The organism is Providencia rettgeri (genome assembly GCF_013702265.1).
In the GTDB taxonomy this organism is placed as follows: domain Bacteria; phylum Pseudomonadota; class Gammaproteobacteria; order Enterobacterales; family Enterobacteriaceae; genus Providencia; species Providencia zhijiangensis.
The window spans coordinates 3452605-3477360 of the sequence record NZ_CP059348.1 but is presented as its reverse complement, the minus strand read 5'-3'; the positions used below and the strand labels follow the sequence as shown (position 1 = coordinate 3477360).

At 45.9% G+C, this 24756-nt stretch carries 23 protein-coding genes; 15 read left to right on the top strand and 8 right to left on the bottom strand.

What is annotated here, in order from left to right; translation table 11 throughout:
- The first annotated feature begins 346 nt into the window (after positions 1 to 346).
- Genes glpA through glpC form a run of 3 tightly spaced genes read left to right on the top strand, consistent with a single transcriptional unit; the run spans position 347 to position 4480 of the window.
- Positions 347 to 2002, top strand: a complete 1656-nt coding sequence (gene glpA, locus H0913_RS15970; protein ID WP_181477588.1) for an anaerobic glycerol-3-phosphate dehydrogenase subunit A — start codon at positions 347 to 349, stop codon at positions 2000 to 2002.
- Positions 1992 to 3287: a glycerol-3-phosphate dehydrogenase subunit GlpB gene (gene glpB, locus H0913_RS15965; RefSeq protein WP_181477587.1), complete on the top strand. Its 1296-nt coding sequence runs from the start codon at positions 1992 to 1994 to the stop codon at positions 3285 to 3287. Before glpA ends, glpB begins: the two co-directional genes overlap by 11 nt.
- Positions 3284 to 4480, top strand: a complete 1197-nt coding sequence (glpC, locus tag H0913_RS15960; protein WP_006659019.1) for an anaerobic glycerol-3-phosphate dehydrogenase subunit GlpC — start codon at positions 3284 to 3286, stop codon at positions 4478 to 4480. Before glpB ends, glpC begins: the two co-directional genes overlap by 4 nt.
- A gap of 93 nt (positions 4481 to 4573) precedes the next feature.
- On the opposite strand, the gene H0913_RS15955 is transcribed toward glpC, so the two are convergent.
- Positions 4574 to 5242, bottom strand: a complete 669-nt coding sequence (locus tag H0913_RS15955; RefSeq protein ID WP_181477586.1) for a 7-cyano-7-deazaguanine/7-aminomethyl-7-deazaguanine transporter — start codon at positions 5240 to 5242, stop codon at positions 4574 to 4576.
- A gap of 161 nt (positions 5243 to 5403) precedes the next feature.
- On the opposite strand from H0913_RS15955, the gene tusA reads away from it, so the two are divergent.
- On the top strand, positions 5404 to 5658 hold the full coding sequence (gene tusA, locus H0913_RS15950; protein WP_154603496.1) for a sulfurtransferase TusA: 255 nt from the start codon (positions 5404 to 5406) through the stop codon (positions 5656 to 5658).
- Between the two features lie 68 nt (positions 5659 to 5726).
- On the opposite strand, the gene H0913_RS15945 is transcribed toward tusA, so the two are convergent.
- The 3 genes from H0913_RS15945 to H0913_RS15935 all read right to left on the bottom strand — a co-directional run bounded on the left by H0913_RS15945 (position 5727) and on the right by H0913_RS15935 (position 9948).
- Positions 5727 to 6629, bottom strand: a complete 903-nt coding sequence (locus tag H0913_RS15945; RefSeq protein ID WP_154603495.1) for an Rpn family recombination-promoting nuclease/putative transposase — start codon at positions 6627 to 6629, stop codon at positions 5727 to 5729.
- Positions 6630 to 6827: 198 nt separating this feature from the next.
- Positions 6828 to 9170, bottom strand: coding sequence for a zinc/cadmium/mercury/lead-transporting ATPase (locus tag H0913_RS15940; RefSeq protein WP_181477585.1), 2343 nt, complete (start codon positions 9168 to 9170; stop codon positions 6828 to 6830).
- Between the two features lie 148 nt (positions 9171 to 9318).
- The gene (locus tag H0913_RS15935; RefSeq protein ID WP_181477584.1) at positions 9319 to 9948 is read right to left on the bottom strand and encodes a lysoplasmalogenase; all 630 of its coding nucleotides are present in this window, start codon (positions 9946 to 9948) and stop codon (positions 9319 to 9321) included.
- A gap of 158 nt (positions 9949 to 10106) precedes the next feature.
- Here H0913_RS15935 and H0913_RS15930 point away from each other — a divergent pair, with 158 nt between their 5' ends.
- Positions 10107 to 10460 carry a DUF2500 family protein gene (locus H0913_RS15930; RefSeq protein ID WP_036956001.1) on the top strand — a complete coding sequence of 118 codons (354 nt, stop codon included), beginning with the start codon at positions 10107 to 10109 and terminating at the stop codon, positions 10458 to 10460.
- Between the two features lie 4 nt (positions 10461 to 10464).
- On the opposite strand, the gene H0913_RS15925 is transcribed toward H0913_RS15930, so the two are convergent.
- On the bottom strand, positions 10465 to 10749 hold the full coding sequence (locus H0913_RS15925; RefSeq protein ID WP_036956002.1) for a DUF1145 family protein: 285 nt from the start codon (positions 10747 to 10749) through the stop codon (positions 10465 to 10467).
- Positions 10739 to 11356: a 16S rRNA (guanine(966)-N(2))-methyltransferase gene (gene rsmD, locus H0913_RS15920; protein ID WP_154603492.1), complete on the bottom strand. Its 618-nt coding sequence runs from the start codon at positions 11354 to 11356 to the stop codon at positions 10739 to 10741. Before rsmD ends, H0913_RS15925 begins: the two co-directional genes overlap by 11 nt.
- A 217-nt stretch (positions 11357 to 11573) precedes the next feature.
- On the opposite strand from rsmD, the gene ftsY reads away from it, so the two are divergent.
- From ftsY to rpoH, 4 genes are all read left to right on the top strand, one after another.
- Positions 11574 to 13622, top strand: coding sequence for a signal recognition particle-docking protein FtsY (ftsY, locus tag H0913_RS15915; RefSeq protein ID WP_181477583.1), 2049 nt, complete (start codon positions 11574 to 11576; stop codon positions 13620 to 13622).
- A 6-nt stretch (positions 13623 to 13628) separates the two neighbouring features.
- Positions 13629 to 14294, top strand: coding sequence for a cell division ATP-binding protein FtsE (gene ftsE, locus H0913_RS15910; RefSeq protein ID WP_036956008.1), 666 nt, complete (start codon positions 13629 to 13631; stop codon positions 14292 to 14294).
- Positions 14287 to 15264 (top strand): permease-like cell division protein FtsX, encoded by a 978-nt coding sequence (gene ftsX / locus H0913_RS15905; protein ID WP_132496629.1) that lies wholly within the window; start codon positions 14287 to 14289, stop codon positions 15262 to 15264. Before ftsE ends, ftsX begins: the two co-directional genes overlap by 8 nt.
- Positions 15265 to 15466: 202 nt before the next feature.
- Positions 15467 to 16342, top strand: a complete 876-nt coding sequence (gene rpoH, locus H0913_RS15900; RefSeq protein WP_108478418.1) for an RNA polymerase sigma factor RpoH — start codon at positions 15467 to 15469, stop codon at positions 16340 to 16342.
- An 84-nt stretch (positions 16343 to 16426) separates the two neighbouring features.
- Here the strand turns inward: rpoH and H0913_RS15895 are convergent, their stop codons facing one another.
- Positions 16427 to 16813 carry a VOC family protein gene (locus tag H0913_RS15895; RefSeq protein ID WP_154603490.1) on the bottom strand — a complete coding sequence of 129 codons (387 nt, stop codon included), beginning with the start codon at positions 16811 to 16813 and terminating at the stop codon, positions 16427 to 16429.
- Positions 16810 to 17226, bottom strand: coding sequence for an aspartate 1-decarboxylase autocleavage activator PanM (panM, locus tag H0913_RS15890; protein WP_154603489.1), 417 nt, complete (start codon positions 17224 to 17226; stop codon positions 16810 to 16812). The genes H0913_RS15895 and panM overlap by 4 nt, the downstream gene beginning before the upstream one ends.
- Positions 17227 to 17616: 390 nt before the next feature.
- On the opposite strand from panM, the gene H0913_RS15885 reads away from it, so the two are divergent.
- The 6 genes from H0913_RS15885 to hutU all read left to right on the top strand — a co-directional run bounded on the left by H0913_RS15885 (position 17617) and on the right by hutU (position 24715).
- On the top strand, positions 17617 to 18726 hold the full coding sequence (locus H0913_RS15885; RefSeq protein ID WP_132496626.1) for a branched-chain amino acid ABC transporter substrate-binding protein: 1110 nt from the start codon (positions 17617 to 17619) through the stop codon (positions 18724 to 18726).
- 107 nt (positions 18727 to 18833) lie between these two features.
- The gene (gene livH, locus H0913_RS15880) at positions 18834 to 19760 is read left to right on the top strand and encodes a high-affinity branched-chain amino acid ABC transporter permease LivH (protein ID WP_036956017.1); all 927 of its coding nucleotides are present in this window, start codon (positions 18834 to 18836) and stop codon (positions 19758 to 19760) included.
- The gene (locus H0913_RS15875; protein ID WP_154603488.1) at positions 19757 to 21025 is read left to right on the top strand and encodes a high-affinity branched-chain amino acid ABC transporter permease LivM; all 1269 of its coding nucleotides are present in this window, start codon (positions 19757 to 19759) and stop codon (positions 21023 to 21025) included. Before livH ends, H0913_RS15875 begins: the two co-directional genes overlap by 4 nt.
- Positions 21022 to 21798, top strand: coding sequence for a high-affinity branched-chain amino acid ABC transporter ATP-binding protein LivG (gene livG / locus H0913_RS15870; protein ID WP_154638813.1), 777 nt, complete (start codon positions 21022 to 21024; stop codon positions 21796 to 21798). The genes H0913_RS15875 and livG overlap by 4 nt, the downstream gene beginning before the upstream one ends.
- Complete coding sequence (livF, locus tag H0913_RS15865; protein ID WP_154638812.1) at positions 21798 to 22499, top strand: high-affinity branched-chain amino acid ABC transporter ATP-binding protein LivF; 702 nt, start codon at positions 21798 to 21800, stop codon at positions 22497 to 22499. Before livG ends, livF begins: the two co-directional genes overlap by 1 nt.
- A gap of 548 nt (positions 22500 to 23047) precedes the next feature.
- Positions 23048 to 24715 (top strand): urocanate hydratase, encoded by a 1668-nt coding sequence (hutU, locus tag H0913_RS15860; protein WP_154599763.1) that lies wholly within the window; start codon positions 23048 to 23050, stop codon positions 24713 to 24715.
- Positions 24716 to 24756: the final 41 nt, after the last annotated feature.

The window sequence follows — 24756 nt, the reverse complement described above, 5'->3', positions numbered from 1 at the left end:
AAAAACGAAAACAATCGAGTTTCTTTAAGCGCTTTTATTTTCTAATTGCGCTAAATCTTAATCGTTAAAAAACATTTTATCTGTAATCTAACGCACAATTATTGATTTTGTTTATCTGGCTGCATAGTTAATGCGATTTGTGAATGGAATGGAACTAAAATTGTGAATTATTTTGTGAGGGTTATCACGCTTCCGCGCTTTGATGTACCTAATTTGTACTTTTGACTTTCGTTTTTGTTCCTTATCAAACATTGAGCGCTTTTTTGAGCTTATATTAACTATAGACTATAAAAATAGAAACTATACTTATCGAATAGTGAAGATTGATTAACGTGAGGAATGCGACATGAATGGCTCATCTGTGACTGAAACGGATGTCATCATTATCGGTGGTGGCGCAACAGGTGCAGGTGTCGCTCGTGACTGCGCTCGCCGTGGATTAAAAGCAGTTTTGCTAGAACGGCATGATATTGCGACAGGTGCAACAGGGCGTAACCATGGCTTGCTACACAGTGGTGCTCGTTATGCTGTGACAGATAGTGAATCGGCAAGAGAGTGTATAGAAGAAAACAAAATTCTTAAGCGTATTGCCCATCATTGTGTTGAAAAAACCGATGGACTCTTTATTACCCTACCTGAAGATAGCCTCGAATATCAGCAGCAATTTATCACCGCTTGCCAATCCGCTGGCATTGATGCTCAAGCGATTGATCCCGCAGAAGCTATTCGCTTAGAACCTTCAGTTAACCCGCGTTTAATTGGTGCGGTTCGCGTGCCTGATGGTACTGTTGATCCATTCCGCTTAACCGCTGCCAATATGCTCGATGCGCGCGAACATGGCGCTAAAGTGCTGACTTACCATGAAGTGATTGGCTTGATCCGCCAAGGGGATAAAGTTCGCGGCGTGACGGTTTATGACCATCAAGCTAAACGCCAATATGATATTCATGCGCAAATCGTGGTGAATGCTGGCGGAATTTGGGGACAGAAAATTGCCGAATACGCCGATCTGAAAATCAAAATGTTCCCAGCGAAAGGGGCATTACTTATTTTAGGTCACCGTCTTAACAATATGGTGATCAACCGTTGCCGTAAACCGGCAGATGCGGACATTCTGGTTCCGGGGGATACCATTTCTTTGATTGGTACTACGTCAACGCATATCGAATATGACCAAATCGATAATATGTATGTGACACCAGAAGAAGTGGATATTTTGATCCGCGAAGGTTCTATGTTGTCACCAGCATTAGCGACAACGCGCATCTTACGCGCGTATGCAGGTGTTCGCCCATTAGTGGCGAGTGATGATGACCCTTCTGGTCGTAACGTAAGCCGCGGTATCGTGTTACTCGACCACGCAAAACGCGATGGTTTAGATGGTTTCATTACCATTACGGGCGGTAAGTTAATGACTTATCGCTTAATGGCAGAATGGGCGACCAATAAAGTTTGTGAAAAATTGGGTGTTACGACCCCATGTACAACTGCTGAAGCACCACTGCCAGGTTCTCAACACAGTGCAGAAGAAGCGCTGCGCAATGTGGTTTCTATCCCTGCACCTATTCGCGGTTCGGCGGTTTATCGTCATGGTGATAGGGCGTCTGCGATCCTCAGCGCTAATCGTTTAGATAAAAGCTTAGTGTGTGAGTGTGAAGCGGTGACGGCGGGTGAGGTTCGTTATGCAGTGGAATCTTTAACCGTCAATAACTTGCTTGATTTACGCCGTCGTACCCGTGTGGGTATGGGGACGTGCCAAGGTGAACTTTGTGCTTGCCGCGCGGCGGGATTACTCAATCGTTTTAACGTCACTACACCACATGAAACCGAGCAGCAACTGGGGCACTTCTTAAATGAGCGTTGGAAAGGGGTGAGACCGATTGCTTGGGGGGATGCTTTGCGTGAAAGCGAGTTTACCAGTTGGGTGTATCACGGATTATGTGGCATGAATGAAAGTACATTGAGCCAGCCTGCTCAGAAGGAGGCAGAGAATGAAATATGATGCAGTAGTGATGGGCGGAGGCCTTGCCGGTCTTATCTGTGGAATTCGTCTGACTCAATCAGGACTTTCTTGTGCCATCGTGAGTGCAGGGCAGAACGCACTGCATTTCTCGTCGGGCTCATTGGATTTATTAACGCATCTTCCTGATGGCACTCAAGTTGAGCAACCGCTGTCCATGTTGGAAGCGCTAAAACAACAAGCACCGAGTCATCCGTACAGTTTGATTGGGACAGAAAAAGTCGCTGAGCTGGCTAAATTGGCACAGACTACACTACAGCAAGCAGGGCTACATCTAAAAGGTTCTTGCGAAGAAAACCATTACCGTATTACGCCGTTAGGTCATAAGCGAATGACATGGCTTAGCCCAGAGTCGGTACCAACAACTGCGCTCCATCAACCGATGGAATTAGGCAAAATTGCCGTTGTGGGCATTGAAGGTTTCCTCGATTTTCAACCGCAAATGGTGGCGGATGAGTTGGATCGCCAAGGATTAGAAGCTGAGGCGTGCTATGTCCACTTACCGTTACTTGACCGCTTAAGAGAAAACCCAAGCGAGTTCCGAGCGATTAACGTAGCGCGCTGGTTAGATAGACCTGAAAATATGGCGCAAATTGTGGAAGAAATTGCACCGTTAGTTGCTAATGCGGATGCGGTGTTTATGCCTGCGTGTATTGGTCTTGACAGTGAAGAGCCAATGTTAGAGTTGCAGAAACGCTTAGGTAAGCCGCTATTTTTACTGCCAACATTACCGCCATCTTTATTAGGTATTCGCCTTCATGAAATGCTATTACGCCAGTTCCGCCGTCAAGGCGGGATCATGATGCCGGGTGATAAAGTCACTTCCGTCAATTTCGTGGGGTCACGTATTGAATCTGTGCAAACCCGTAATCACGGCAATATTTCATTGAAAGCTAAACATTTTGTGTTGGCGACGGGAAGTTTCTTTAATAACGGCTTGGTCGCGAAATTTGACCAAGTGTATGAACCTTTGATGAATTTGGATTTAGGCGAAATCGGCGACCGCGCCAAATGGACGAACAAAGAGTTCTTCGCATCTCAGCCATACATGGCGTTTGGTGTACAAACCGACGGAAATTTACGCGGTAAAAAACACGGTGAAACCATCGAAAACCTGTATATCGCAGGTGCGGTCTTAAGCGGGTTTGATCCACTAACTCAAGGCTGCGGTGCAGGGGTTTCGCTGGTCACGGGCTTATATGCTGCGAATGAAATCGTGAATGAATTTGCTAAAGATCAAGCCATGCAGGCGGAGGTGGCACAATGAGTATTCAAGATGCAAGCTTTGAAAGCTGTATAAAATGTACTGTTTGTACCACCTATTGCCCAGTGGCAAAGGCGAACCCACTGTATCCAGGGCCAAAACAAGCGGGTCCTGATGGTGAGCGTTTACGCTTAAAAGATCCGATGATGTACGATGATGCATTGAAATTCTGTACTAACTGTAAGCGTTGTGAAGTGGCGTGCCCGTCTGATGTGAAGATTGGGGATATTATCGCCCGCGCTCGTAATACCTATAGCCAGCAGAAACCGAAACTGCGTGATGCGATTTTAAGCCATACAGATATCATGGGCTCCTTATCGACCCCATTTGCCCCTGTAGTCAATACTATTACGGGTTTAAAACCCGTTCGCCAAATTCTGGATAAAGCCCTGAAAATTGACCATCGTCGTGAGCTGCCGAAATATTCATTCGGGACTTTCCGTCGTTGGTACGGTAAACAAGCCGCAGAGCAGGCGAAGTTTGAAGAGCAAGTGGCATTCTTCCATGGCTGCTATGTGAACTATAACCATCCGCAACTGGGTAAAGATTTAATCAAAGTTTTCAATGGTATGAATATTGGTGTTCAGCTGTTAAAACGTGAAAAATGTTGTGGTGTGGCACTGATCGCAAACGGATTTATGAAGCAAGCGAAACGCCAAGCGAATGTGAATTTGGAATCACTCCAAGAGACGATTCTGGAGAAACATATTCCCGTCGTGGCGACCTCATCGACTTGTACATTTACCATTCGTGATGAGTATACCCATGTGCTGGATGTTGATACCTCTGAGATGCGTGATAACATTGAATTAGCGACCCGCTATATTTATCGTCTGCTGGAAGAAGGGCGCGAACTGAAACTGAAGCACACTCCATTAAAAGTGGCTTATCACACGCCGTGCCATATGGAAAAAATGGGTTGGACATCCTACACCCTTGAACTGATCAAGCGCGTACCGGGTGTTGAACTGATTGTCTTAGATTCACAATGCTGCGGTATCGCAGGAACTTACGGGTTCAAAAAAGAGAACTACGAAGTTTCCCAAGGTATTGGAGCTGGGCTGTTCCGTCAAATTGAAGAGAGTGGCGCGGATATGGTGATCACCGACTGTGAAACCTGTAAATGGCAAATTGAAATGTCCACCAGTAAGAAATGTGAACACCCAATTTCGCTGCTAGCTCGCGCACTCGAATAATCAATGGTTGTGTTGAGCAATGTGAAAAGTCGTTAGGTATTAATCAAGTTAACCCTTTGGGAGATAAGTGATGGCTTATCTCCCTTTTTTATCTCAGTGCTGTGGGGATAATTGTTTCTTGCTGGCGGTAGCGAAGAAAGTCTTCAAAATAAAGTTCAGTAATAAACCGTAAGCTGGCAAGAAGAACAACATACAAATTAATAACTTGAAGACGTAATCAACAAGGGCGATTTCCATCCAATTCGCTGCCATAAACGGGTCGCTGCTTTGATAAAACGCGATAAAGAAGAACGCGATGGTATCAATCAAGTTACCAAAAAACATGGCGCAGGCGGGAGCCACAAACCAACGTTTGTTTTGGCGCAGGCGGTTAAACACGCTGACATCCAAGATTTGACCGAGGACATATGCCATAAAACTTGCCGCCGCGATACGCGCAACAAGCAGGTTAAATGTCATGATAGCCGCAAAACCTTGCCATTCTCCTTGGAAGAACAGAGCAGAAATTACATACGAAATTAATAATGCCGGTAGCATGACCGCAGTGATAATTCGACGAGCTAATGGCGCACCATAGATGCGAACTGTTAAGTCCGTAGCAAGGAAAATAAAGGGAAAGGTAAACGCACCCCAGGTAGTATGAAACCCAAAAATATTAATGGGTAACTGCACCAAGTAGTTGCTGGATGTAATAATTAAAATATGAAATAACGATAGCCAAATTAACGCAGTGGCTTTTTGCTGCGGAGTAAACGTAAACATATTGTACCTTTTTAGTCGCAATGGGGTGAGGGAACCCATGAATAACATCCCTAAATTGGGAAGAGCGCATCATACTCTCGTTGCGCAACAAAATCAAAACTGTTCATCCACTGCGCGTGGCTTTACAATAAGCGCATTGATGACCAAGAGAATGTGGTGTTATGTCTGACTTATTTTCTAATCCAACGAAAACCCTTGATACGCTAGGGCTGCGCTGCCCAGAACCTGTGATGCTGGTACGTAAAACCGTTCGCAATATGGCGGACGGTGATACTTTGTTAATTATTGCAGATGACCCTGCCACCACCCGCGATATTCCCGGTTTTTGCCGTTTTATGGAGCACGAGCTGCTGGCGATTGAAGTGGAGAATGCGCCGTATCGTTATTTATTGCGCAAAAAATCCAGCGGCTTGTAATACCTAGCCAGCGGCATTGATGATAGATAGCCTTTTTGCTTCGCAGGAGGCTATTGTTGATGGACGATTTAGTTAAGCGCTTGAATTTCACTGTCTGATAACCCAGTGAGTTTGCTAATAATGTCGATTTTTAAACCTAGTTGTAAACTTTTTAAAGCAATTTCTTGTAGGGTTTCTTCCTTTCCCTCAACTCTTCCCTCAACTTTACCTTCATTTTTTAACCGTTGTGCAATATTCATAATAGCTCCTCGATGGTTTTCGGCTTGATCGACTAACGTCTTAACGATATGGGTGTAATAAGGTGAATCCATGATGATAAATAAGTAATTCAAGATAGTGACCACATCATCTTTGTCATTATAGTGGCTGTTTAATATTTGAACGAAGTGCTCAGTGACTCTCTGGTGGTCATTTCGTAGTTTTTTGTGTTTCATTGCGAGTTCCATCACAGCGATTTTGCGGTGACTAACTATTTCGGTATCCTCAACTACGGTGATGTCCACCAACGGGAAAGGGCTGCTATATAGATCATGAGCTATTTCAGCGTGGGGCAAGCATTGTGTCCATGTACCTTCATAAGGATAGGGGGATGTTTCCCCGTGATAAAACAGAATGGGAACAACGAGCGGTAAGGTTTTATGCCCTTGCTGTAGATGTTGATTCATCGCCATAAATGCGTAGTGCATTAAACGCCAACCCATCAACTTGTCAGGTGTCGACTGATGCTCGACTAACAAATAGATATAGCTATCTCCCATTTTTGTTTGTACAGAATAGAGCACATCGGAAAACCGAGTTCTCAGTTTGCTATCAATAAAGGCTGAATTAATGAGGGTAAGCGTATCGAAATCGCACAAGCGTTTAATTTGCTCAGGTAAATGAAGCTCAAAGAAATCTCGGGCATTACCCTGCTTTGTCATAAAGCCTTTAAAGGCGGCATCATGAGGTATTGAACTTGCATTATTAGCCATATCCACGCTCAGCAAATGTTGTCGATGACCGAGATATTACCCAATATTTCTGTGTGCGGGAGAAAAGTTAGTCCTAAATTCAGGCGGTGAATGGTTAATATAACTCTTTGCTGTAATTGATGATTTTAAATTTTCCACGCATAAAAAAACGCCGTAATGATGATCATTACGGCGTTGATATATCAAACTAACAGAAGGCTATTTTTTGACTTCGGGTAGCTTAACGCGCAGTAAGCGAACCGCGTTGGCGGTGACTAATGCGGTAGCACCAGAATCTGCTAATACCGCCACCCATAAACCTGTAATACCTAATAGACTGGTGACTAAGAAAACCGCTTTTAAGCCCAAGGCGATAGTGATGTTCTCGCGGATGATCTTCCGTGTGGCTCTGGATAATGCCACGATTTCAGGTAATCCAGTCAAACGGTTATGAGTTAAAGCGGCATCCGCAGTTTCTAAAGCAACGTCAGTACCGCCACCCATTGCGACACCAATACTTGACGCTTTCATAGCTGGGGCATCATTAATACCGTCACCCACCATCATAGTGTTGTGGTCGCGATTAAGCTCCATCACGGCGGTCACTTTATCTTCTGGCAATAATCCAGCACGGAACTCCATACCCAACTGATTTGCAATGGCGCTGGCGGCACGCGGGTTATCCCCTGTTAGCATCACGGCATTAACATTCAGTGATTTCAACATCGCCATCGCATCAGCGGCATCGCTACGTAAGGTATCTTGCAGAGCGGTTAAGCCGATAACTTGTCCATCTTCTAACGTGACGACAACCGTTTTACCTTGTGCTTCTAACTCTTCCACTTTTGCTTGCCACTGGCTGCTTAATGGTGGTTCAACCCTTGATGGCGCACTAACTAACACTTGCTTACCGTTAAAAGAACCTTCGACCCCTTTACCCGCTAGTGCTTTACGCTCTAACGCTTCCTCAACAGTGATAGATAATTCTTCAGCTTTGTTGACGATAGCTTTAGCCAGTGGATGGTGAGAGCCAACTTCAACCGAGGCGGTGATACGAATTAATTCGCTTTCACCCAGACCTTCAACAGGAACAACATCGGTGACGTGCGGTTTACCTTCTGTCAGGGTGCCCGTTTTATCCAGTGCAATCGTGGTGACTGTACCCAACTGTTCTAATGCTGCACCGCCTTTAATTAAAGCGCCACGTCGAGTCGCCGTTGCCAGTGCCGAGGTAATTGCCGCAGGGGTTGAGATAACCAGCGCACAAGGGCAACCAATTAATAACAAAGTCAGACCGCGGTAAATCCAAGTGTCCCATGCTGCGCCGAAGAACATTGGCGGGATCACTATCACCAAAGCTGAAATCAGCATGATAATTGGGGTATAGATGCGGCTGAAACGGTCGATGAATCGCTCAATCGGCGCACGACGCTCTTCGGCTTCTTCAATCAGTTGCAAGATACGGTCGATAGCATTTTGGCCTTGCTCTGATACCACTTCCATTTGTACTGCTTTGTCGACGGACAAACAGCCCGCAGCCACTTTTTCCCCAGCACTGCGTTCTACAGGAACGGATTCACCGGTTAATGCGCTTTCATCAAAACTCGCAAACCCTGCAACCAGAACCGCATCGGTTGGTAATCGGCCGCCAGGTGCAATTTCAATGATGTCACCAGGGCGTAACTGTGCGACAGGAACCGACGTTTTTTGTCCATCCTTGATAAGTACGGCATCTTCAGGCACTAAAGCCATGAGTGCGCTAACACCTCGGCGAGCGCGTCCCGCAGAGTAGGACTCAAGCATTTCACCCAGCATAAACAGTAAGATAACCATGGCGGCCTCTTCTGTTGCTTGGATGAAAATTGCCCCTACAGCAGCAACGGTCATCAAGGTTTCAATCGCAAATGGCGTACCAGTACGGATCAAACGTAATGATTTACGCGCGATAGGGTATAACCCAAATAACGTGGTTAGGATAAACGCCATGTTACCCAGTTGTGGGTTAACAAACTCCAATCCCCAGCTGATTGCCATGAGGATCGCTAAAATAATGACGGGTTTTGCTTCACTCAGTAAACTTGGTGGCGGTGCTGATGCTGCACTCGCGCTTCCTACATCATGGAGCTCGTAACCCGCAGCTTCGACCGTTGAACGAACGACAGCAGTGACGTCTTTGTCAGCGTCCACGACGAGTTTTTCAGTGGCAAAGAGGACTTTGGCTTGAGCGACTTCGCGAATTTGGGAAATCGCGTTTTCGATTTTAGCCGCGCAGCTTGGGCAGTCCATTCCACGTACAATCCAGCTAAAGCGCTGTTTAGCAGTTTGGGTAGGCTCTACATCATCATTTGCAGCGGATGCTGAGCTACAGCAGTTACCATGTTGATGGGATTTTTCATCGTCATCATCATGAGCATGATTTTTGTCATCGCCATGATGATGTTCATGGGATGATGCGTCATGGCTCACAGCTTTGCTAGTCTCTACAGCTGCGGATGAGCAAGTGTTTCCTGAGCAGCAAGACGTGCTGTGTGCATGGGTATCTTTATGAGAGTGTGAGTGCATAAGCGCCCCCTTTTTCTAGATGCGTTTTTAACCATGTTCTCTAATTAAGGTTAAGTCTACACTTTGGAGTAGACTCTAGAGTCAAACGAAAAAGGGGAAGCCAATTGATAAAATTTTCAAATAGCACGTTTTATCAATTGGCGGGGGATTATAAATAAATGGCGCGAACAATAAAGAACTGGCCGAGGAAGTAGAATGCGGCTACGACTGCTTTCGAGGCTTTGAATGGGAAACGGAAATGGGCAATTAGCCAGATGCAGTGAGATAAAAACAGCATAGAAGCGCCCACCATAATCGAGAAATTAAATTCTCGACCTAAGCCAAAGTATTGGTCTCCTGCCACCCACATCATAATCATGCTCATAATAATAGAGGCGAAAACAACAGGCTGTTGGCTTTCCAGTTTTCCCCAAATCAGCACCAAGGTGACGGCTGCGATAGCGATAGGGACGATGAGCCAAGGCAGATACAGACCAAAGTTGAATTGCATTCCAAAGCTAATGGTGTAGACCAGATAACTTAAGAACATCAGCCCTAAAGAAGTAAGCAAGTGCTCACTAGAAAACATTCTCGAAAGGTCGGCAACTAAGGAAAGCACTAAACCGCCTAAAATCAGGTAGGTTTGCGCATTTAAGTCGTCAGAACTCCATCCCCAGATTAGTAGAAGAAGCAAAGTAATAGGGCGGAATAACCAACGTTGCCACTCAGGACCACGATAGGCTGCATCAACGTACAGCCAGCCAGAAAATAAAACAGCGAGGAATGGCCAACTAATCATACACATATCCTTAAGAGTTTCTGGAAAAGAGAAATCACCAAGAGCGATTAAATATAAATGAACTATACCGCGTCTCGCATAAATTGTATGGCGTTTATCTGCAATTTGAGCGATAGAGGGTATATACTTATGATAATTCTAAGCTAAATATATAAATTATGAATAAGCCAATTCTCTTAATTATTGTTCTCGCGATTATCGCCGTGTTAGCCACTAAGCGTTTTTTTGACCAAAAGAAACAGAATGAAATTAATGATAATTCATTGCCTGTCAGTCAGTTAGTGCTCGTTAAAGAGAAAAAGGATTACCCTTATCCAAATATGCGTTCCCGGGAACGCGATGTGGTATCTCCTGAAACTTTTCGCTATGAACTTTATTTTCAGACTCAAGCTTCAGGAGAAACGATTAAAGTGATCGTCAGCGAAGAGCAGTACCAAGGTGTTGAGTTGGGCGCTAAAGGTAAGCTAACCCTACAAGGTACGCGATTTATTCGCTTCGAACCCTCTGAATAAACGATTATTTCTTTTTAGCGGCTTCAATAGCCGCTTTTGTTTTCTTATGCATGGCAAGCATTTCAAACACGCCAAAAAAGAAAATTTTTGTCTGCTGGAGCCCTGTTAGCTTTTGATCTTTTGGTAAGCTGGCTTTCAGGAAGATAGTCTGCAATGCGTGCATGAAAATCATAAATACCATTGCAACATCCATGAAATATTTCAATGGCTTAGGAAATGGATGCACAATATTAAAGATCATAAAGCCCCAAACACAAATCATGAGCAGACGTCCGATATTAATCAGCATCTTTTTCTCCCTGCATACTTGATGAATTAACAGATTGACGAATAAACAGACGATACGCAACTTGGCCAGCGACCTTTTCACGGTGTAGCTGCCAGTTTGCGGGAATGTCAGTAAGTGGTAACTCCGCTTCTGACTCTACATAAATCCAACTTTCATCAGCTAACCACTGATTTTTTTCCAGTAGCGTGATGGTTTCTCCAAGTAGCCCTTTACGAAAAGGTGGGTCGATAAACACCACATCACAAGGCGTTCCTACTTGGCTGAGAACGGTGAGGCTGCTGTTATTAATAACGGTCGCATTATCAGCGTCTAAGCGAACTTTGTTCTCACTAAGAAGCTTGGCATTTTGTTTATCAAGTTCAATAAACGTGACGTGCTCGGCAAAGCGAGATAAGGCTTCAAAACCTAAAGCGCCGCTACCTGCGAAGCAATCAAGACAGCGAGCATCACGGATCACTGGCATGAGCCAGTTAAAGAGCGTTTCTTTGATGCGATCAGTGGTGGGACGTAAGCCCTCACTATCGCGTACAGGCAGTTTTCGCCCACGCCACTTACCACCAATGACACGAATTTGCCCCAGGGAGGCTGTTTGTGGTTTTTTTGCCATAATATGTATAGTTGCTTAGTTCATTGAGGAATGTATAAATTATTGGGGACTATTGTAGCGCTTCGGTTTCACGGTTTTAACAGAAAAATAAGAATAAATTGTCAGGATTTTTCTTTCAGATATGTGTTGCTGCGCGATGAAATGATAGACTGCATGTAATTTTATTGCGATTTAATTTTTAAACGCCATGTTTTTACCGCGAGGAGTGTAGTGGCTGATGGCTAAAGATAAGAAAAAAGGCTTTTTCTCATGGTTGGGATTTGGTCGTAAGAATGAAGAAGAAACCCAGCAATCGGATGTCGAACTGAAAAATGATGTTGTTCATGATACAGAGCAACAGGATGCCGCTACAGCAGAAGCTGAGCGTCAACATCAGGCAGAGCTTGATGCAATTAAAGCGGCTGAAGATGAAGCGGAGCGCCAATATCAAGCAGAACAAGATGCGATCACGGCTGCCGCGGAAGAAGCAGAACGCCAGCATAAAGCACAATTAGAGGCGATGCGCATTGCGGCAGAAAATGCAGAGCAAGCGCGCCAAGCGGCAGAAGAAAAGCGTATAGCAGAAGAAAAAGCGGCGAGAGAAGCGTTAGAAGCGCAGGCTTTACGCCAAGCTGAAGAAGCCGCGGAGCGCCAACATCAAATCGAGCAGGCTGCGATTAAAGCTGCCGAAGAAGAAGCGGAACGCCAGCATCAAGCTGAGTTAGCTGTTATCAAAGCCGCAGAAGAAAAAGCGGAAGGTGAATACCAAGCAGCGGAAGCCGCTCGTCTAGCGCAAGAGCAAGCTGATCGCGAGCGTCAAGAGGCGGAAATCACTCGCTTAGCGGAAGAAGAAGCGGAGCGCCAACGCCAAGCTGAACTCGCTGCTATCAAAGAAGCGGAAGAGAAAGCCGAACGCGAACGCCAAGAGGCGGAAGCGGCTCGCTTAGCGGAAGAAGAAGCGGAGCGTCAGCGCCAAGCTGAACTTGCTGCTATCAAAGAAGCCGAAGAAAAAGCCGAACGCGAACGCCAAGAGGCAGAAGCAGCTCGCTTAGCGGAAGAAGAAGCGGAGCGTCAGCGCCAAGCTGAACTCGCTGCTATCAAAGAAGCCGAAGAAAAAGCCGAACGCGAACGCCAAGAGGCAGAAGCAGCTCGCTTGGCGGAAGAAGAAGCGGAGCGTCAGCGCCAAGCTGAACTTGCTGCTATCAAAGAAGCCGAAGAAAAAGCCGAACGCGAACGCCAAGAGGCAGAAGCAGCTCGTATTGCAGAGGAAGAGGCCGAAGCGGCACGTTTAGCCGAGGAAGAAGCGCAAAAGCAAGCGGAAGAAGATGCTGCGAAAACTCAGCCAGTTGAGCAGGAAAAACCGAAAAAAGAAGGCTTTTTCAGCCGACTGAAGAAAGGCTTATTAAAAACTCGTCAAAATTTAGGTTCGGGTTTCCTTGGTCTATTCAAGGGCAAAAAAATCGATGACGACCTTTTTGAAGAGCTAGAAGAGCAGTTATTAATTGCGGATGTCGGTGTTGAAACTACCCGTAAAATCATTGATAACTTAACGCAGCACGCTTCCCGTAAAGAGCTAAAAGATGCCGAAGCGTTGTACGGCAAGCTGCGTGAAGAAATGTCTGATATTTTAGCCACCGTAGACAAACCATTAGAGATCGAAGGTAAAAAACCTTATGTTATTCTGATGGTTGGTGTTAACGGTGTAGGTAAAACTACCACGATTGGTAAATTAGCACGTCAGTATCAATCAGAAGGTAAGTCCGTCATGCTGGCGGCGGGTGATACATTCCGTGCCGCGGCAGTTGAACAACTGCAAGTGTGGGGCGATCGTAACAATATTTCAGTTGTCGCTCAGCATACTGGTGCGGATCCTGCTTCCGTGATTTTTGATGCGATTCAATCTGCTCAAGCAAAAGGTGTCGATGTGTTGATCGCCGATACCGCAGGGCGCTTACAAAATAAAGCGCACTTAATGGAAGAATTGAAGAAAATTGTCCGCGTGATGAAGAAGCTTGATGAGTCAGCCCCTCATGAAATTATGTTGACCCTCGATGCGAGCACCGGACAAAATGCGGTTAGTCAGGCTAAAATTTTCAATGACGCCGTAGGTTTAACCGGTATTACACTGACAAAACTCGATGGTACAGCAAAAGGTGGCGTAATCTTCTCAATCGCTGATCAATTCGGTATTCCAATTCGTTATATCGGGATTGGTGAAGGTATTGAAGATTTACGCCCATTTAAAGCCGATGACTTTATCGAGGCTCTATTTGCCCGAGAGGAATAATTTTCGATGATCCGCTTTGAACATGTGAGTAAAGCTTATCGCGGTGGCCGCCAAGCGCTCCAAGGGGTAGATTTCCATCTACGCCCTGGGGAAATGGCATTTTTAACGGGTCACTCAGGCGCAGGTAAAAGTACATTACTTAAACTGATTTGTGGTATTGAGCGCCCAAGTGCGGGTCATATTCTGTTTAATGGTCACGATATCAGCCGACTAAAAGACAGAGAGATCCCTTTTCTGCGCAGACAGATCGGCATGATTTTCCAAGATCACCATCTGTTATTTGACCGCACAGTTTATGACAACGTGGCGATGCCGCTGATTATTTCTGGTGCAAGTAGCGAAGATATTCGCCGACGCGTGAGCGCAGCATTGGATAAAGTCGGTTTGTTGGATAAAGCGAGAAACTTCCCAATCCAACTGTCTGGTGGTGAACAGCAGCGCGTGGGAATCGCACGCGCAGTGGTGAATAAGCCAACGATGCTTCTCGCGGATGAGCCGACAGGTAACCTTGATAATGAGTTATCTGAAGGCATTATGCGTTTATTTGAAGAGTTTAACCGCGTGGGTGTGACCGTATTAATGGCAACCCACGATATTGCGTTGATTGAACGCCGTAATTTGCGTGTATTGACCTTAAGCGAAGGTCGGATGCTTGGAGGTCAACATGGCTAAGAATGTCCGCAAAGCGAAGCCAGAACGTGCCATGCAATCAAAAAGCAAAGCACTCAAAGGTGGCTGGCGTGAGCAGTGGCGCTACTCTTGGTTAAATGCGCTGGCTGATATGCTACGTCAACCGCTGGCAACCTTTTTAACCGTGATGGTCATTGCCATTTCATTAGCGCTGCCAAGTCTGTGTTATATCGTTTGGAAGAATGTTTCTCAAGCGGCTGAACAGTGGTATCCGACGCCTCAGTTGACGGTCTATCTGGATAAGTCTCTCGATGAACAAGGGGGACAAAATGTGGTGACCCAGCTTGAAGCCCTTGATGGCGTTGCTCATGTGAATTACTTATCTCGCGATCAAGCGATATCGGAATTCCGTAGCTGGTCTGGCTTTAGTACCGCATTAGATATGCTAGAAGAGAATCCACTACCAGCAGTGGCAATTATCACCCCGAAACTGGATTTTGAAGGTTCGAATGCCTTAGCCACACTGCGCGACCGTGTCAGTCAAGTTAACGGCATTGAAGAAGTTCGAATGGATGATAGCTGGTTCTCACGCCTAGCGGCATTAACGCGGTTGGTGGGGCAAGTGGCATCGGTGATTGGCATTTTGATGATTGTTTCATTGTTCTTAGTGATTGGTAATAGTGTGCGGCTAAATATCTTTGCCCGTCGCGATACCATCAATGTGATGAAACTGATTGGGGCTACCGATGGCTTTATCATGCGACCGTTCTTAAATGGCGGAGTTGTGTTAGGTGCCTTGGGTGCGGTGATCGCCCTCATTATGACATTCTTACTGGTGTGGCAGCTGTCCGATTTAGTCGCACAAGTAGCCAGCGTATTTGGTACGCAATTCCACATTGAAGGGCTACTGTGGGAAGAGGCTCTGTTGATTATTTTAATGTCTGCAATTGTGGGCTGGGTAGCGGCATGGCTGGCAACATTACAACATTTACGCCATTTCAGACCAGAATAATTTAGTTGTTCCCATCGGTGCTAACTTATTGGCACTGATGGGAAAAATAAATTTCTGCGAACTTCTTTTCTAATTATGTGTCAGATATTGACCTGCGGTTAACTATTCTTGTATATAATTTATTTAACGCGGCTAAGCTGATAGACTACGGTTTGTCTGTATCGACTCTCTCCCATTTCAGTACAATTCATAGAGGATCTTAATGACCAAAGACATGCAATCATTAGCGCTTGTTCCACAAGGAAGTATTGAAGCTTATATGCGAGCTGCCAATGCTTACCCGATGCTGACCGCAGAGGAAGAAAAGGAACTGGCAGAAAGGCTGCATTACGATGGTGACCTCGAAGCTGCTAAGCAACTGATTTTATCCCATTTGCGCTTTGTTATTCACATCGCGCGTAGCTATGCAGGCTATGGTTTACCACAAGCTGACTTAATTCAGGAAGGCAACATCGGCCTGATGAAGGCTGTGCGTCGCTTTAATCCTGAAGTGGGTGTGCGTTTGGTGTCTTTCGCAGTGCATTGGATCAAAGCGGAAATTCATGAATACGTTTTACGTAACTGGCGTATCGTTAAAGTCGCAACAACAAAATCCCAGCGTAAGTTATTCTTCAACTTAAGAAAGAATAAAAAACGCCTTGGTTGGTTTAACCAAGAAGAGGTGGATATGGTTGCGCAAGAGCTAGGTGTGAGCACCAAAGATGTGCTGGAAATGGAATCACGTATGGCGGCGCAAGACATGGCATTTGATATGTCTGACGACGATGATAGCGGTGATTTCGGTGGCCCTGTTGCGCCGGTGCTTTTTCTCCAAGATAAGTCTTCTGATTTTGCTAATACCATTGAAGATGATAACTGGGAAAGCCACGCGACTGACCGCTTAGCAGATGCATTAGCGTCATTAGATGAGCGCAGCCAAGATATCATTCGTGCTCGTTGGTTGGATGATGACAACAAAACGACGCTGCAAGAACTGGCCGACAAATATGGCGTTTCCGCTGAGCGTGTTCGCCAGCTTGAAAAGAATGCCATGAAAAAGCTACGTCTTGCGATGGAAGATGAAGACGACGAGATGTAATGTTTCTTGCCCGTCTACGTTATCTGCATTTATTTCCTTTGATTGGAAAATAGATGCAGATAACTTATTCCTTTCCCCTAGTAATTAACGGGAATAAAGTTCTAAAGGCAGTCCATCTGGATCCGTAAAGAAGGTAAAACGCTTCTGAGTATACGGGTCGATTCTTACCCCCTCACACACCACCTGATTTTGTGCCAAATAGGCAATCCATTCCTCGATATTATCCACCTCAAACGCTAAATGACGTAATCCAGTCGCTTCAGGGTAACTGAGTCTTTTGGGCGGATTGGCGAAACTAAACAGCTCAATCTGATAATGCTCTCCAAAAGCTAAATCTGCTTTCCATGAGTCATTCTCTGGACGGTAATATTCTGAGAGAAGCTGTAATCCAAGGATCTGGCAGTAAAAATGCTTACTCTTAGCAAAGTCGGAGCAAATAATAGCAACGTGATGAATTTTATTAAGTTTCATACTGATGGCTCGATGTTTAGCTGCCAATGATGGGTTTCTTCGGTGGGTTGAAAACCACAAGCGACAAGAAATTTCTCCAAAGCAATTTTGTTTTGCGGTTTCACGCCCTGCAAGTCAAAGATCCAATGGCGAATTTCAGGTTGTTGACGGCAAATTTCCTGTAAAAGATACGATCCAACGCCGCGGCGTCGAGTGATTTCACGGACATTAAAATCACAGATCGTACCTTGTTGTTGATAAATAACCACTTTAGCCGCCGCTAATAATCGCTCATTAAAACGCGCCCCATAAAAACGTATACCAGACTCAAGGCTTTGTTCGAGTTGTGTTCGATTCTGGTCTAGCCAGATCTTCGATAAGTCGATGTATTGTTGCTCAGTAGGATTGACCAGAGGGATGATGGTAAGTCTCATGTTGTTTTGATCCATTTCATGGTGCATGTTGCACGCTATTCTAACAGCAGAGTGATCTGTAACCGATTTTTTAATTTCAAAGAGAAAAATTTGGTATTGATGAATTTTCCGAGTTTCCCTCGGATTAAGCCAAATTTAACCGGAATATAACACTAGCATTTACAAAAAATACACGTTTTATAATTAGCTTTTTATTCTGCAATTGATGTAAATATCTGCCTCATTCATTTGCTATTTAGCATAATTATCTTGTTTAATGGTCTGAAATATATAGCCTTATTGGCCGTATTTTGAAATATCAGGCATTGAACCTGTCACCTATAATAATTGATTATAAATCAATCACAAACACTCACAATCATACACAATATTGATGGCGGGGACGCACGAATGAAGAATATTAATAAAGCATTATTAGCGGGTTGTATCGCAATGGCATTAAGTCCAGCTGGATGGGCGAAAGAGATTAAAATCGCAGTTGTCGGCGCTATGTCAGGCCCCGTTGCTCAGTATGGTGATATGGAATTTACGGGAGCTCGCCAAGCTATTGCGGATATTAATGCGAAGGGTGGAATTAACGGCGATACACTGGTTGCCGTTGAATACGACGATGCGTGTGACCCAAAACAAGCCGTTGCGGTCGCCAACAAAGTGATTAACGATGGCATCAAACATGTTATTGGCCACCTCTGCTCCTCCTCCACTCAACCGGCTTCAGATATTTATGAAGACGAAGGCGTTTTGATGATCACTCCTGCGGCGACCAATGCGGATTTAACCACCCGTGGCTACCAGTTGATCATGCGTACAACAGGTTTGGATTCTGACCAAGGCCCAACAGCGGCGAAATACATTATCGAAAAAATTAAACCGAAGCGCATTGCTGTCGTCCACGATAAGCAGCAATACGGCGAAGGTTTGGCTCGCTCAGTACGTGAAAGCTTGAACAAAGCGGGTGTGAAAGAAGTCATGTTTGAAGGTGTCACTGCGGGTGATAAAGATTTCTCTGCACTGGTCGCTAAACTGAAAAAAGAGAACGTCGATTTTGTCTATTTCGGTGGCTACTACCCAGAAATGGGGCAAATCTTACGCCAAGCGAAGCAATCTGGTCTGAACATTCGCTTTATGGGGCCTGAAGGTGTGGGTAACTCTTCACTGTCGAATATTGCGGGAGACGCCTCAGAAGGTATGTTGGTGACATTACCGAAACGTTATGACCAACTTCCAGCTAACCAATCCATCGTCGATGCGATTAAAAAGAAAAAAGAAGATCCAACAGGACCATTTGTATGGACAACTTACGCCGCAATTCAAGGCTTAACCACGGCGATGCAGCGTACAGGCAGCACAGAACCTGATGTGCTGGCGAAAGATCTGAAAGCTAACCCTGTGGATACCGTTATGGGGCAATTAAGCTGGAAGCCAAATGGTGACCTGAAAGGTTTCGAATTCGGTGTGTTTGAATGGCACAAAGACGGAACCTCTACTGCACAAGAGTAACTCTCATCTGTATTGAGAAATGATATTCAGTGATGAGCTGGAAGCTTGGTAACGGGCTTCCAGCTTCTGCTCTCCATAGAGGGACAGTAGTTTGAAAGGATAATCTTATGTCAGACCAAATTCTGTATTTTATTCAGCAATTCCTCAATGGCTTAACGTTAGGAAGCACTTACGCGCTGATCGCTATCGGCTATACCATGGTGTACGGCATCATCGGGATGATCAACTTCGCCCACGGCGAAGTGTATATGATTGGTAGCTACGTTTCGTTCATTGTCATTGCGGGCTTAATGATGCTCGGTATCGATGTGGGCTGGATCCTCATTGCGGCGGCGTTTGTGGCGGCCATTGTGGTATCAAGCTCCTATGGTTGGAGTATCGAGCGCGTTGCTTACCGTCCCGTTCGTCACTCTAAGCGCCTGATTGCGCTGATCTCGGCGATCGGGATGTCCATCTTCTTACAAAACTACGTCAGTCTGTCTCAAGGATCCCGCGATCTGGCGTTGCCAAGCCTGATTACTGGGCAGTGGGTCTTAGGTGAAAGTGATGGCTTCTCTGCCATTGTCACCAAAATGCAGCTGACTATCTGGATTGTGACCTTCCTTGCGATGCTGGCATTAACGCTGTTTATCCGCTATTCCCGTATGGGGCGTGCCTGCCGTGCGTGTGCGGAAGATTTAAAAATGGCAAGTCTGCTGGGTATCAACACTGACCGCGTGATCTCTTTGACCTTCGTGATCGGTGCGACGATGGCGGCGGTTGCAGGCGTGTTATTAGGGCAATTCTACGGCGTAATTAACCCGTATATTGGCTTTATGGCGGGAATGAAAGCTTTCACCGCAGCTGTATTAGGTGGAATTGGTAGCATCCCCGGTGCGATGCTGGGCGGCTTGATCCTCGGTGTTGCGGAAGCCATGACCTCGGCGTATTTAAGCACGGAATATAAAGATGTCGTCTCATTTGGTTTATTGATTGGTGTTCTGTTGATCATGCCAACTGGCATTCTGGGTCGCCCGGAGGTCGAAAAAGTATGAGAAAAGAAAACTGGATCAGTGCCATTATTGCCTCCGTCACCTTCTTTATTTTAGCCGTGTTTATGATGGGGCTAAAATTAGGCCTCGATGGGACTAAGCTGATAGTGGAGTCTGGGGGAGACGTTCGTTGGAATTGGATCTTCGTCGGCATCGCCATTATCTTTGTGTATCAATTAATTCGCCCTGCATTAAGCAAAGTGTGGCAAGGCGTACCCAAAAAATCGTGGGCGTTACCGGATTTTGATGGCGGCTCGCTCAGACAAAAAATTATCGGGATCGCGATTATTATTGGGGCGATTATCTGGCCATTTTTAGTCTCTCGTGGCAGCGTCGATATTGCCACATTAACCCTGATCTACGTGATGCTGGGGCTGGGCTTAAATGTCGTAGTTGGGTTATCAGGATTACTGGTGCTCGGCTATGCGGGCTTCTACGCTATCGGCGCTTACACCTTTGGCTTACTCAATCATTATTATGATTTTGGTTTCTGGGAAAGCTTACCGATTGCCGGCTTAACAGCGGCATTAGCAGGGTTCTTATTAGGTTTCCCTGTGCTGAGGTTGCGGGGTGACTATTTGGCGATCGTCACCCTTGGTTTTGGGGAGATCGTGCGTATTTTATTATTAAATAATACGGAGATCACCGGTGGCCCTAATGGGATCAGCCAGCTGCCAAAACCGACCTTCTTTGGCTTAGAGTTTAGCCGTACCGCTAAAGAGGGTTGGGATACATTCCATAACTTCTTCGGCTTAGATTACAACCCCGGCGACCGGATCATTTTCCTCTATTTTGTGGCGCTCTTGCTGGTGGTGATCACCTTGATCGTGATCAGCCGCTTGTTACGGATGCCATTAGGGCGCGCGTGGGAAGCGCTACGTGAAGATGAAATTGCGTGTCGATCATTAGGCTTAAGCCCGACGCGTATTAAATTAACCGCTTTTACGATCAGTGCAACATTTGCAGGGTTTGCAGGAGCGTTATTTGCTGCACGACAAGGGTTTATCAGCCCTGAATCCTTCACTTTCGCTGAATCAGCCTTTGTACTGGCGATCGTGGTGCTTGGTGGAATGGGATCGCAAACGTCGGTGATTTTAGCCGCGATCATCTTGGTGGTATCAAGGGAGATGATGCGCGATCTGAATGAATACAGCATGTTGCTGCTAGGGGCGTTGATGGTGCTGATGATGATCTGGCGGCCACAAGGTTTATTGCCGATGCAGCGCCGTCAAATGAAGCTGAAAAATGTGCAGGGAGGCGGATCATGATCACAGCAACACCTTTACTGCAAGTCAGTGGCTTAACCATGCGATTTGGTGGCTTGCTAGCCGTCAACAATGTCGAACTGACCTTGAATCAGGGGGAAATTGTTTCATTGATTGGCCCTAATGGCGCAGGCAAGACCACCATATTTAACTGTCTAACGGGGTTTTATAAGCCAACCAGCGGGACAATTTTGTACCGGGATAAGCATCTTGAAGGGCTTCCGGGTCAGGCCATTGCTCGCCTTGGGGTGATCCGTACGTTCCAGCATGTTCGCTTATTCAAAGAAATGACGGTGATTGAAAACTTATTAGTGGCTCAGCACCAACATCTGAAAAGCGGTATTTTCTCAGGCTTACTGAAAACGCCTGCATTTCGCCGTGCAGAAGCCGAAGCGGTAGATAACGCGGTGCAATGGCTAGAGCGGGTCAATCTTTCTGAATTTGCTAACCGCCAAGCGGGGAATCTGGCGTATGGTCAACAGCGTCGCCTAGAAATTGCCCGTTGTATGGTGACGCGACCTGAAATTTTGATGCTGGATGAGCCAGCGGCAGGGTTAAACCCGAAGGAAACTAACGATCTAGATGAGTTAATTGCGGAGCTGAGAACCCATCATAATGTCTCTATCTTATTGATAGAACATGATATGAAACTGGTGATGGGCATTTCTGACCGAATTTATGTGGTGAACCAAGGAACACCTCTGGCGAATGGAACACCGAACGAAATTCGCCAGCATCCTGATGTGATCAAAGCCTATTTGGGAGAAGCTTACTGATGCTGGAATTTAAACAAGTTTCCACCCATTACGGAAAAATTCAGGCGCTGCATGATGTCAGCTTAAATATCCAAAAAGGGGAAATTGTCACGCTGATTGGCGCCAATGGTGCAGGAAAAACCACGTTACTCAGTACATTATGTGGAGACCCTCGCGCATCCTCTGGTCAGGTACTTTATCGCGGCGCGGATATTACTCAGCTACCGACACCGCAAATTATGCGTAAAGACATTGCACTCGTGCCGGAAGGTCGGCGGGTATTTTCTCGTATGACCGTTGAGGAAAACTTGGCAATGGGCGGTTTTTTTGCGGATCGCCATCAATATCACGAGCGTATTGAACGGGTTTATTCGTTATTTCCAAGGTTGCATGAACGTCGTAGCCAGCGTTCAGGAACCATGTCCGGCGGTGAGCAGCAGATGCTTGCCATTGGGCGGGCGCTAATGAGCCAGCCGGAATTGTTGCTGTTGGATGAACCTTCATTGGGGCTGGCGCCAATTATCATTATGCAAATTTTTGACACCATTTTGCAGCTACGGGAAGAGGGAATGACCATCTTTTTGGTGGAGCAAAATGCTAACCAAGCACTGAAACTGGCTGATCGCGGGTATGTGTTAGAAAATGGGCATATTGTTTTGGAAGACACCGGTAAAGCCTTACTGGCGAATGAAGCGGTGCGCAGCGCCTATTTAGGTGGATAACTTAGCTAGGCGAATAACTTAACCGCATCGTCAGTTAACAAGCATCGAACAAAAACACTCCATAAATATATCGGATATTTATGGGGTGTTTTCTTTGGTGGCGATTAATGCACAAGGTTAAGTATGAAACGCGTGTATCGCCTGTAACGGCGTTCAGCTTAATGTGAGGCTTCTCCCATTTTTGTTATTTGCTTGTTTCTGCATAGAAAATCAAATGTATATACAAGTTTTTGTGTAGAAACAGCACCCTAGTTATTGTTGTCTAACTTTTCTCCATCTCCCTTCTCCACTGTAGCGACAAAAATTCAAATTTCAATGTATATACTTTGTGAATTAAATGTATATATATTTAATTATCAACTAAGCAAACAGGGCAAAAAGAGTTGTTCTCAATCGTTCTTTGATTTTATTTAACGAATTGATTTTAATGTTAAATTTAAAGATTCCCACGGTGTGAGAATGATCTGGCAGCCACTAACTCAACAATGATAAATAACCGAAATTGTTAATTTTGCGTTAAACAAAGTGGATGGATAGGGGATAAAAGAATGTTAAACCGTACAGATTCAACACGCGTGATCCGTGCCCCGCACGGTAGCCAAAAGAGCTGCAAAAGCTGGCTGACTGAAGCCGTCTACCGCATGATCCAAAATAACTTAGATCCAGATGTCGCTGAGCATCCACAAAGCTTGGTGGTGTATGGTGGCATTGGACGTGCAGCCCGTGACTGGGAATGTTATGACAAGATTTTAGACGTCTTAAAAACCCTTGAAGACGATCAAACATTACTGGTGCAATCCGGTAAACCAGTCGGGGTTTTCCCAACCCATGTAGACGCACCACGCGTTTTAATTGCTAACTCCAACATTGTTCCTCATTGGGCGAATTGGGATCATTTCAACGAATTAGATCGCAAAGGCTTGATGATGTACGGGCAGATGACTGCCGGATCATGGATCTACATCGGTTCACAAGGGATCGTACAAGGCACTTACGAAACTTTCGTTTCACTGGCAAAACAGCATTTTAATGGTAACCCTGCGGGGCGTTGGATCCTAACTGGCGGCTTAGGCGGTATGGGGGGAGCACAACCTTTAGCGGCAACGATGGCTGGCTTTAGCATGATTGCGGTTGAGTGCGATGAAAGCCGTATCGATTTCCGTTTAAGAACCCGTTATGTAGATAAAAAAGCCACTTCCCTAGATGAAGCGTTGGGCTATATCGAAGAAGCTAAAGCGAGCGGTAAGCCAGTTTCCGTGGGCTTATTAGGCAATGCGGCGGATGTGTATAGCGAGTTAGTCAAACGCAATATCACGCCGGATTCAGTTACCGACCAAACCAGCGCCCATGACCCAGTACACGGTTATCTGCCACAAGGTTGGACATTAGCCCAGTGGCGTGACAAGCAACAAACTGCGCCAGCCGAAGTGACTAAAGCGGCGAAGAAAAGCATGGCGGTGCAGGTGGATGCCATGCTGCAAATGCAAAAACGTGGCTCGGCAGCGTTTGACTACGGTAACAATATTCGCCAGATGGCCAAAGATGAAGGTGTGAATAATGCCTTTGATTTCCCAGGATTTGTGCCTGCGTATATTCGTCCTCTGTTCTGCGAAGGGATTGGTCCATTCCGTTGGGTGGCACTGTCGGGTGACCCTGAAGATATCTACAAAACCGACCAAAAAGTCAAAGAGCTGATCCCAGATGATAAGCATCTGCATAACTGGCTGGATATGGCGCGCGAGCGTATTGCATTCCAAGGTTTACCGGCGCGTATTTGCTGGGTGGGGCTGAAAGATAGGGAAAGATTGGGACGCGCGTTTAACGAGATGGTGAAAAATGGGGAGCTAAAAGGCCCTATCGTCATCGGTCGTGACCATCTTGATTCTGGCTCCGTTGCCAGCCCGCATCGCGAAACGGAATCTATGAAAGATGGTTCTGATGCCGTCTCTGACTGGCCATTACTCAATGCGCTGCTGAACACCGCAGGCGGGGCGACGTGGGTTAGCTTGCATCACGGCGGCGGCGTGGGAATGGGCTTCTCTCAACATGCTGGTGTGGTGATTGTGTGTGATGGCACCGATGCCGCAGATAAACGTCTTGCTCGTGTGCTGCACAACGACCCAGCAACTGGCGTCATGCGTCATGCGGATGCCGGTTATGACATCGCCATTAATTGTGCGAAGCAGCAAGGCCTTAACTTGCCAATGGTCAAGTAATGTCGAATGCCGGCTCCATGGAGTCGGCACCTTTTAGCCTC

Coding starts and splice junctions, on each gene's coding strand:
- livF (WP_154638812.1), top strand. CDS start 21,798: ATGCTGGAATTTAAACAAGTTTCCACCCATTACGGAAAAATTCAGGCG.
- H0913_RS15940 (WP_181477585.1), bottom strand. CDS start 9,170: ATGCACTCACACTCTCATAAAGATACCCATGCACACAGCACGTCTTGC.
- rpoH (WP_108478418.1), top strand. CDS start 15,467: ATGACCAAAGACATGCAATCATTAGCGCTTGTTCCACAAGGAAGTATT.
- H0913_RS15955 (WP_181477586.1), bottom strand. CDS start 5,242: ATGTTTACGTTTACTCCGCAGCAAAAAGCCACTGCGTTAATTTGGCTA.
- glpC (WP_006659019.1), top strand. CDS start 3,284: ATGAGTATTCAAGATGCAAGCTTTGAAAGCTGTATAAAATGTACTGTT.
- H0913_RS15930 (WP_036956001.1), top strand. CDS start 10,107: ATGAATAAGCCAATTCTCTTAATTATTGTTCTCGCGATTATCGCCGTG.
- ftsX (WP_132496629.1), top strand. CDS start 14,287: ATGGCTAAGAATGTCCGCAAAGCGAAGCCAGAACGTGCCATGCAATCA.
- glpB (WP_181477587.1), top strand. CDS start 1,992: ATGAAATATGATGCAGTAGTGATGGGCGGAGGCCTTGCCGGTCTTATC.
- ftsE (WP_036956008.1), top strand. CDS start 13,629: ATGATCCGCTTTGAACATGTGAGTAAAGCTTATCGCGGTGGCCGCCAA.
- tusA (WP_154603496.1), top strand. CDS start 5,404: ATGTCTGACTTATTTTCTAATCCAACGAAAACCCTTGATACGCTAGGG.
- H0913_RS15945 (WP_154603495.1), bottom strand. CDS start 6,629: ATGGCTAATAATGCAAGTTCAATACCTCATGATGCCGCCTTTAAAGGC.
- H0913_RS15885 (WP_132496626.1), top strand. CDS start 17,617: ATGAAGAATATTAATAAAGCATTATTAGCGGGTTGTATCGCAATGGCA.
- panM (WP_154603489.1), bottom strand. CDS start 17,226: ATGAGACTTACCATCATCCCTCTGGTCAATCCTACTGAGCAACAATAC.
- livH (WP_036956017.1), top strand. CDS start 18,834: ATGTCAGACCAAATTCTGTATTTTATTCAGCAATTCCTCAATGGCTTA.
- rsmD (WP_154603492.1), bottom strand. CDS start 11,356: ATGGCAAAAAAACCACAAACAGCCTCCCTGGGGCAAATTCGTGTCATT.
- H0913_RS15875 (WP_154603488.1), top strand. CDS start 19,757: ATGAGAAAAGAAAACTGGATCAGTGCCATTATTGCCTCCGTCACCTTC.
- H0913_RS15895 (WP_154603490.1), bottom strand. CDS start 16,813: ATGAAACTTAATAAAATTCATCACGTTGCTATTATTTGCTCCGACTTT.
- hutU (WP_154599763.1), top strand. CDS start 23,048: ATGTTAAACCGTACAGATTCAACACGCGTGATCCGTGCCCCGCACGGT.
- H0913_RS15925 (WP_036956002.1), bottom strand. CDS start 10,749: ATGCTGATTAATATCGGACGTCTGCTCATGATTTGTGTTTGGGGCTTT.
- livG (WP_154638813.1), top strand. CDS start 21,022: ATGATCACAGCAACACCTTTACTGCAAGTCAGTGGCTTAACCATGCGA.
- H0913_RS15935 (WP_181477584.1), bottom strand. CDS start 9,948: ATGATTAGTTGGCCATTCCTCGCTGTTTTATTTTCTGGCTGGCTGTAC.
- ftsY (WP_181477583.1), top strand. CDS start 11,574: ATGGCTAAAGATAAGAAAAAAGGCTTTTTCTCATGGTTGGGATTTGGT.
- glpA (WP_181477588.1), top strand. CDS start 347: ATGAATGGCTCATCTGTGACTGAAACGGATGTCATCATTATCGGTGGT.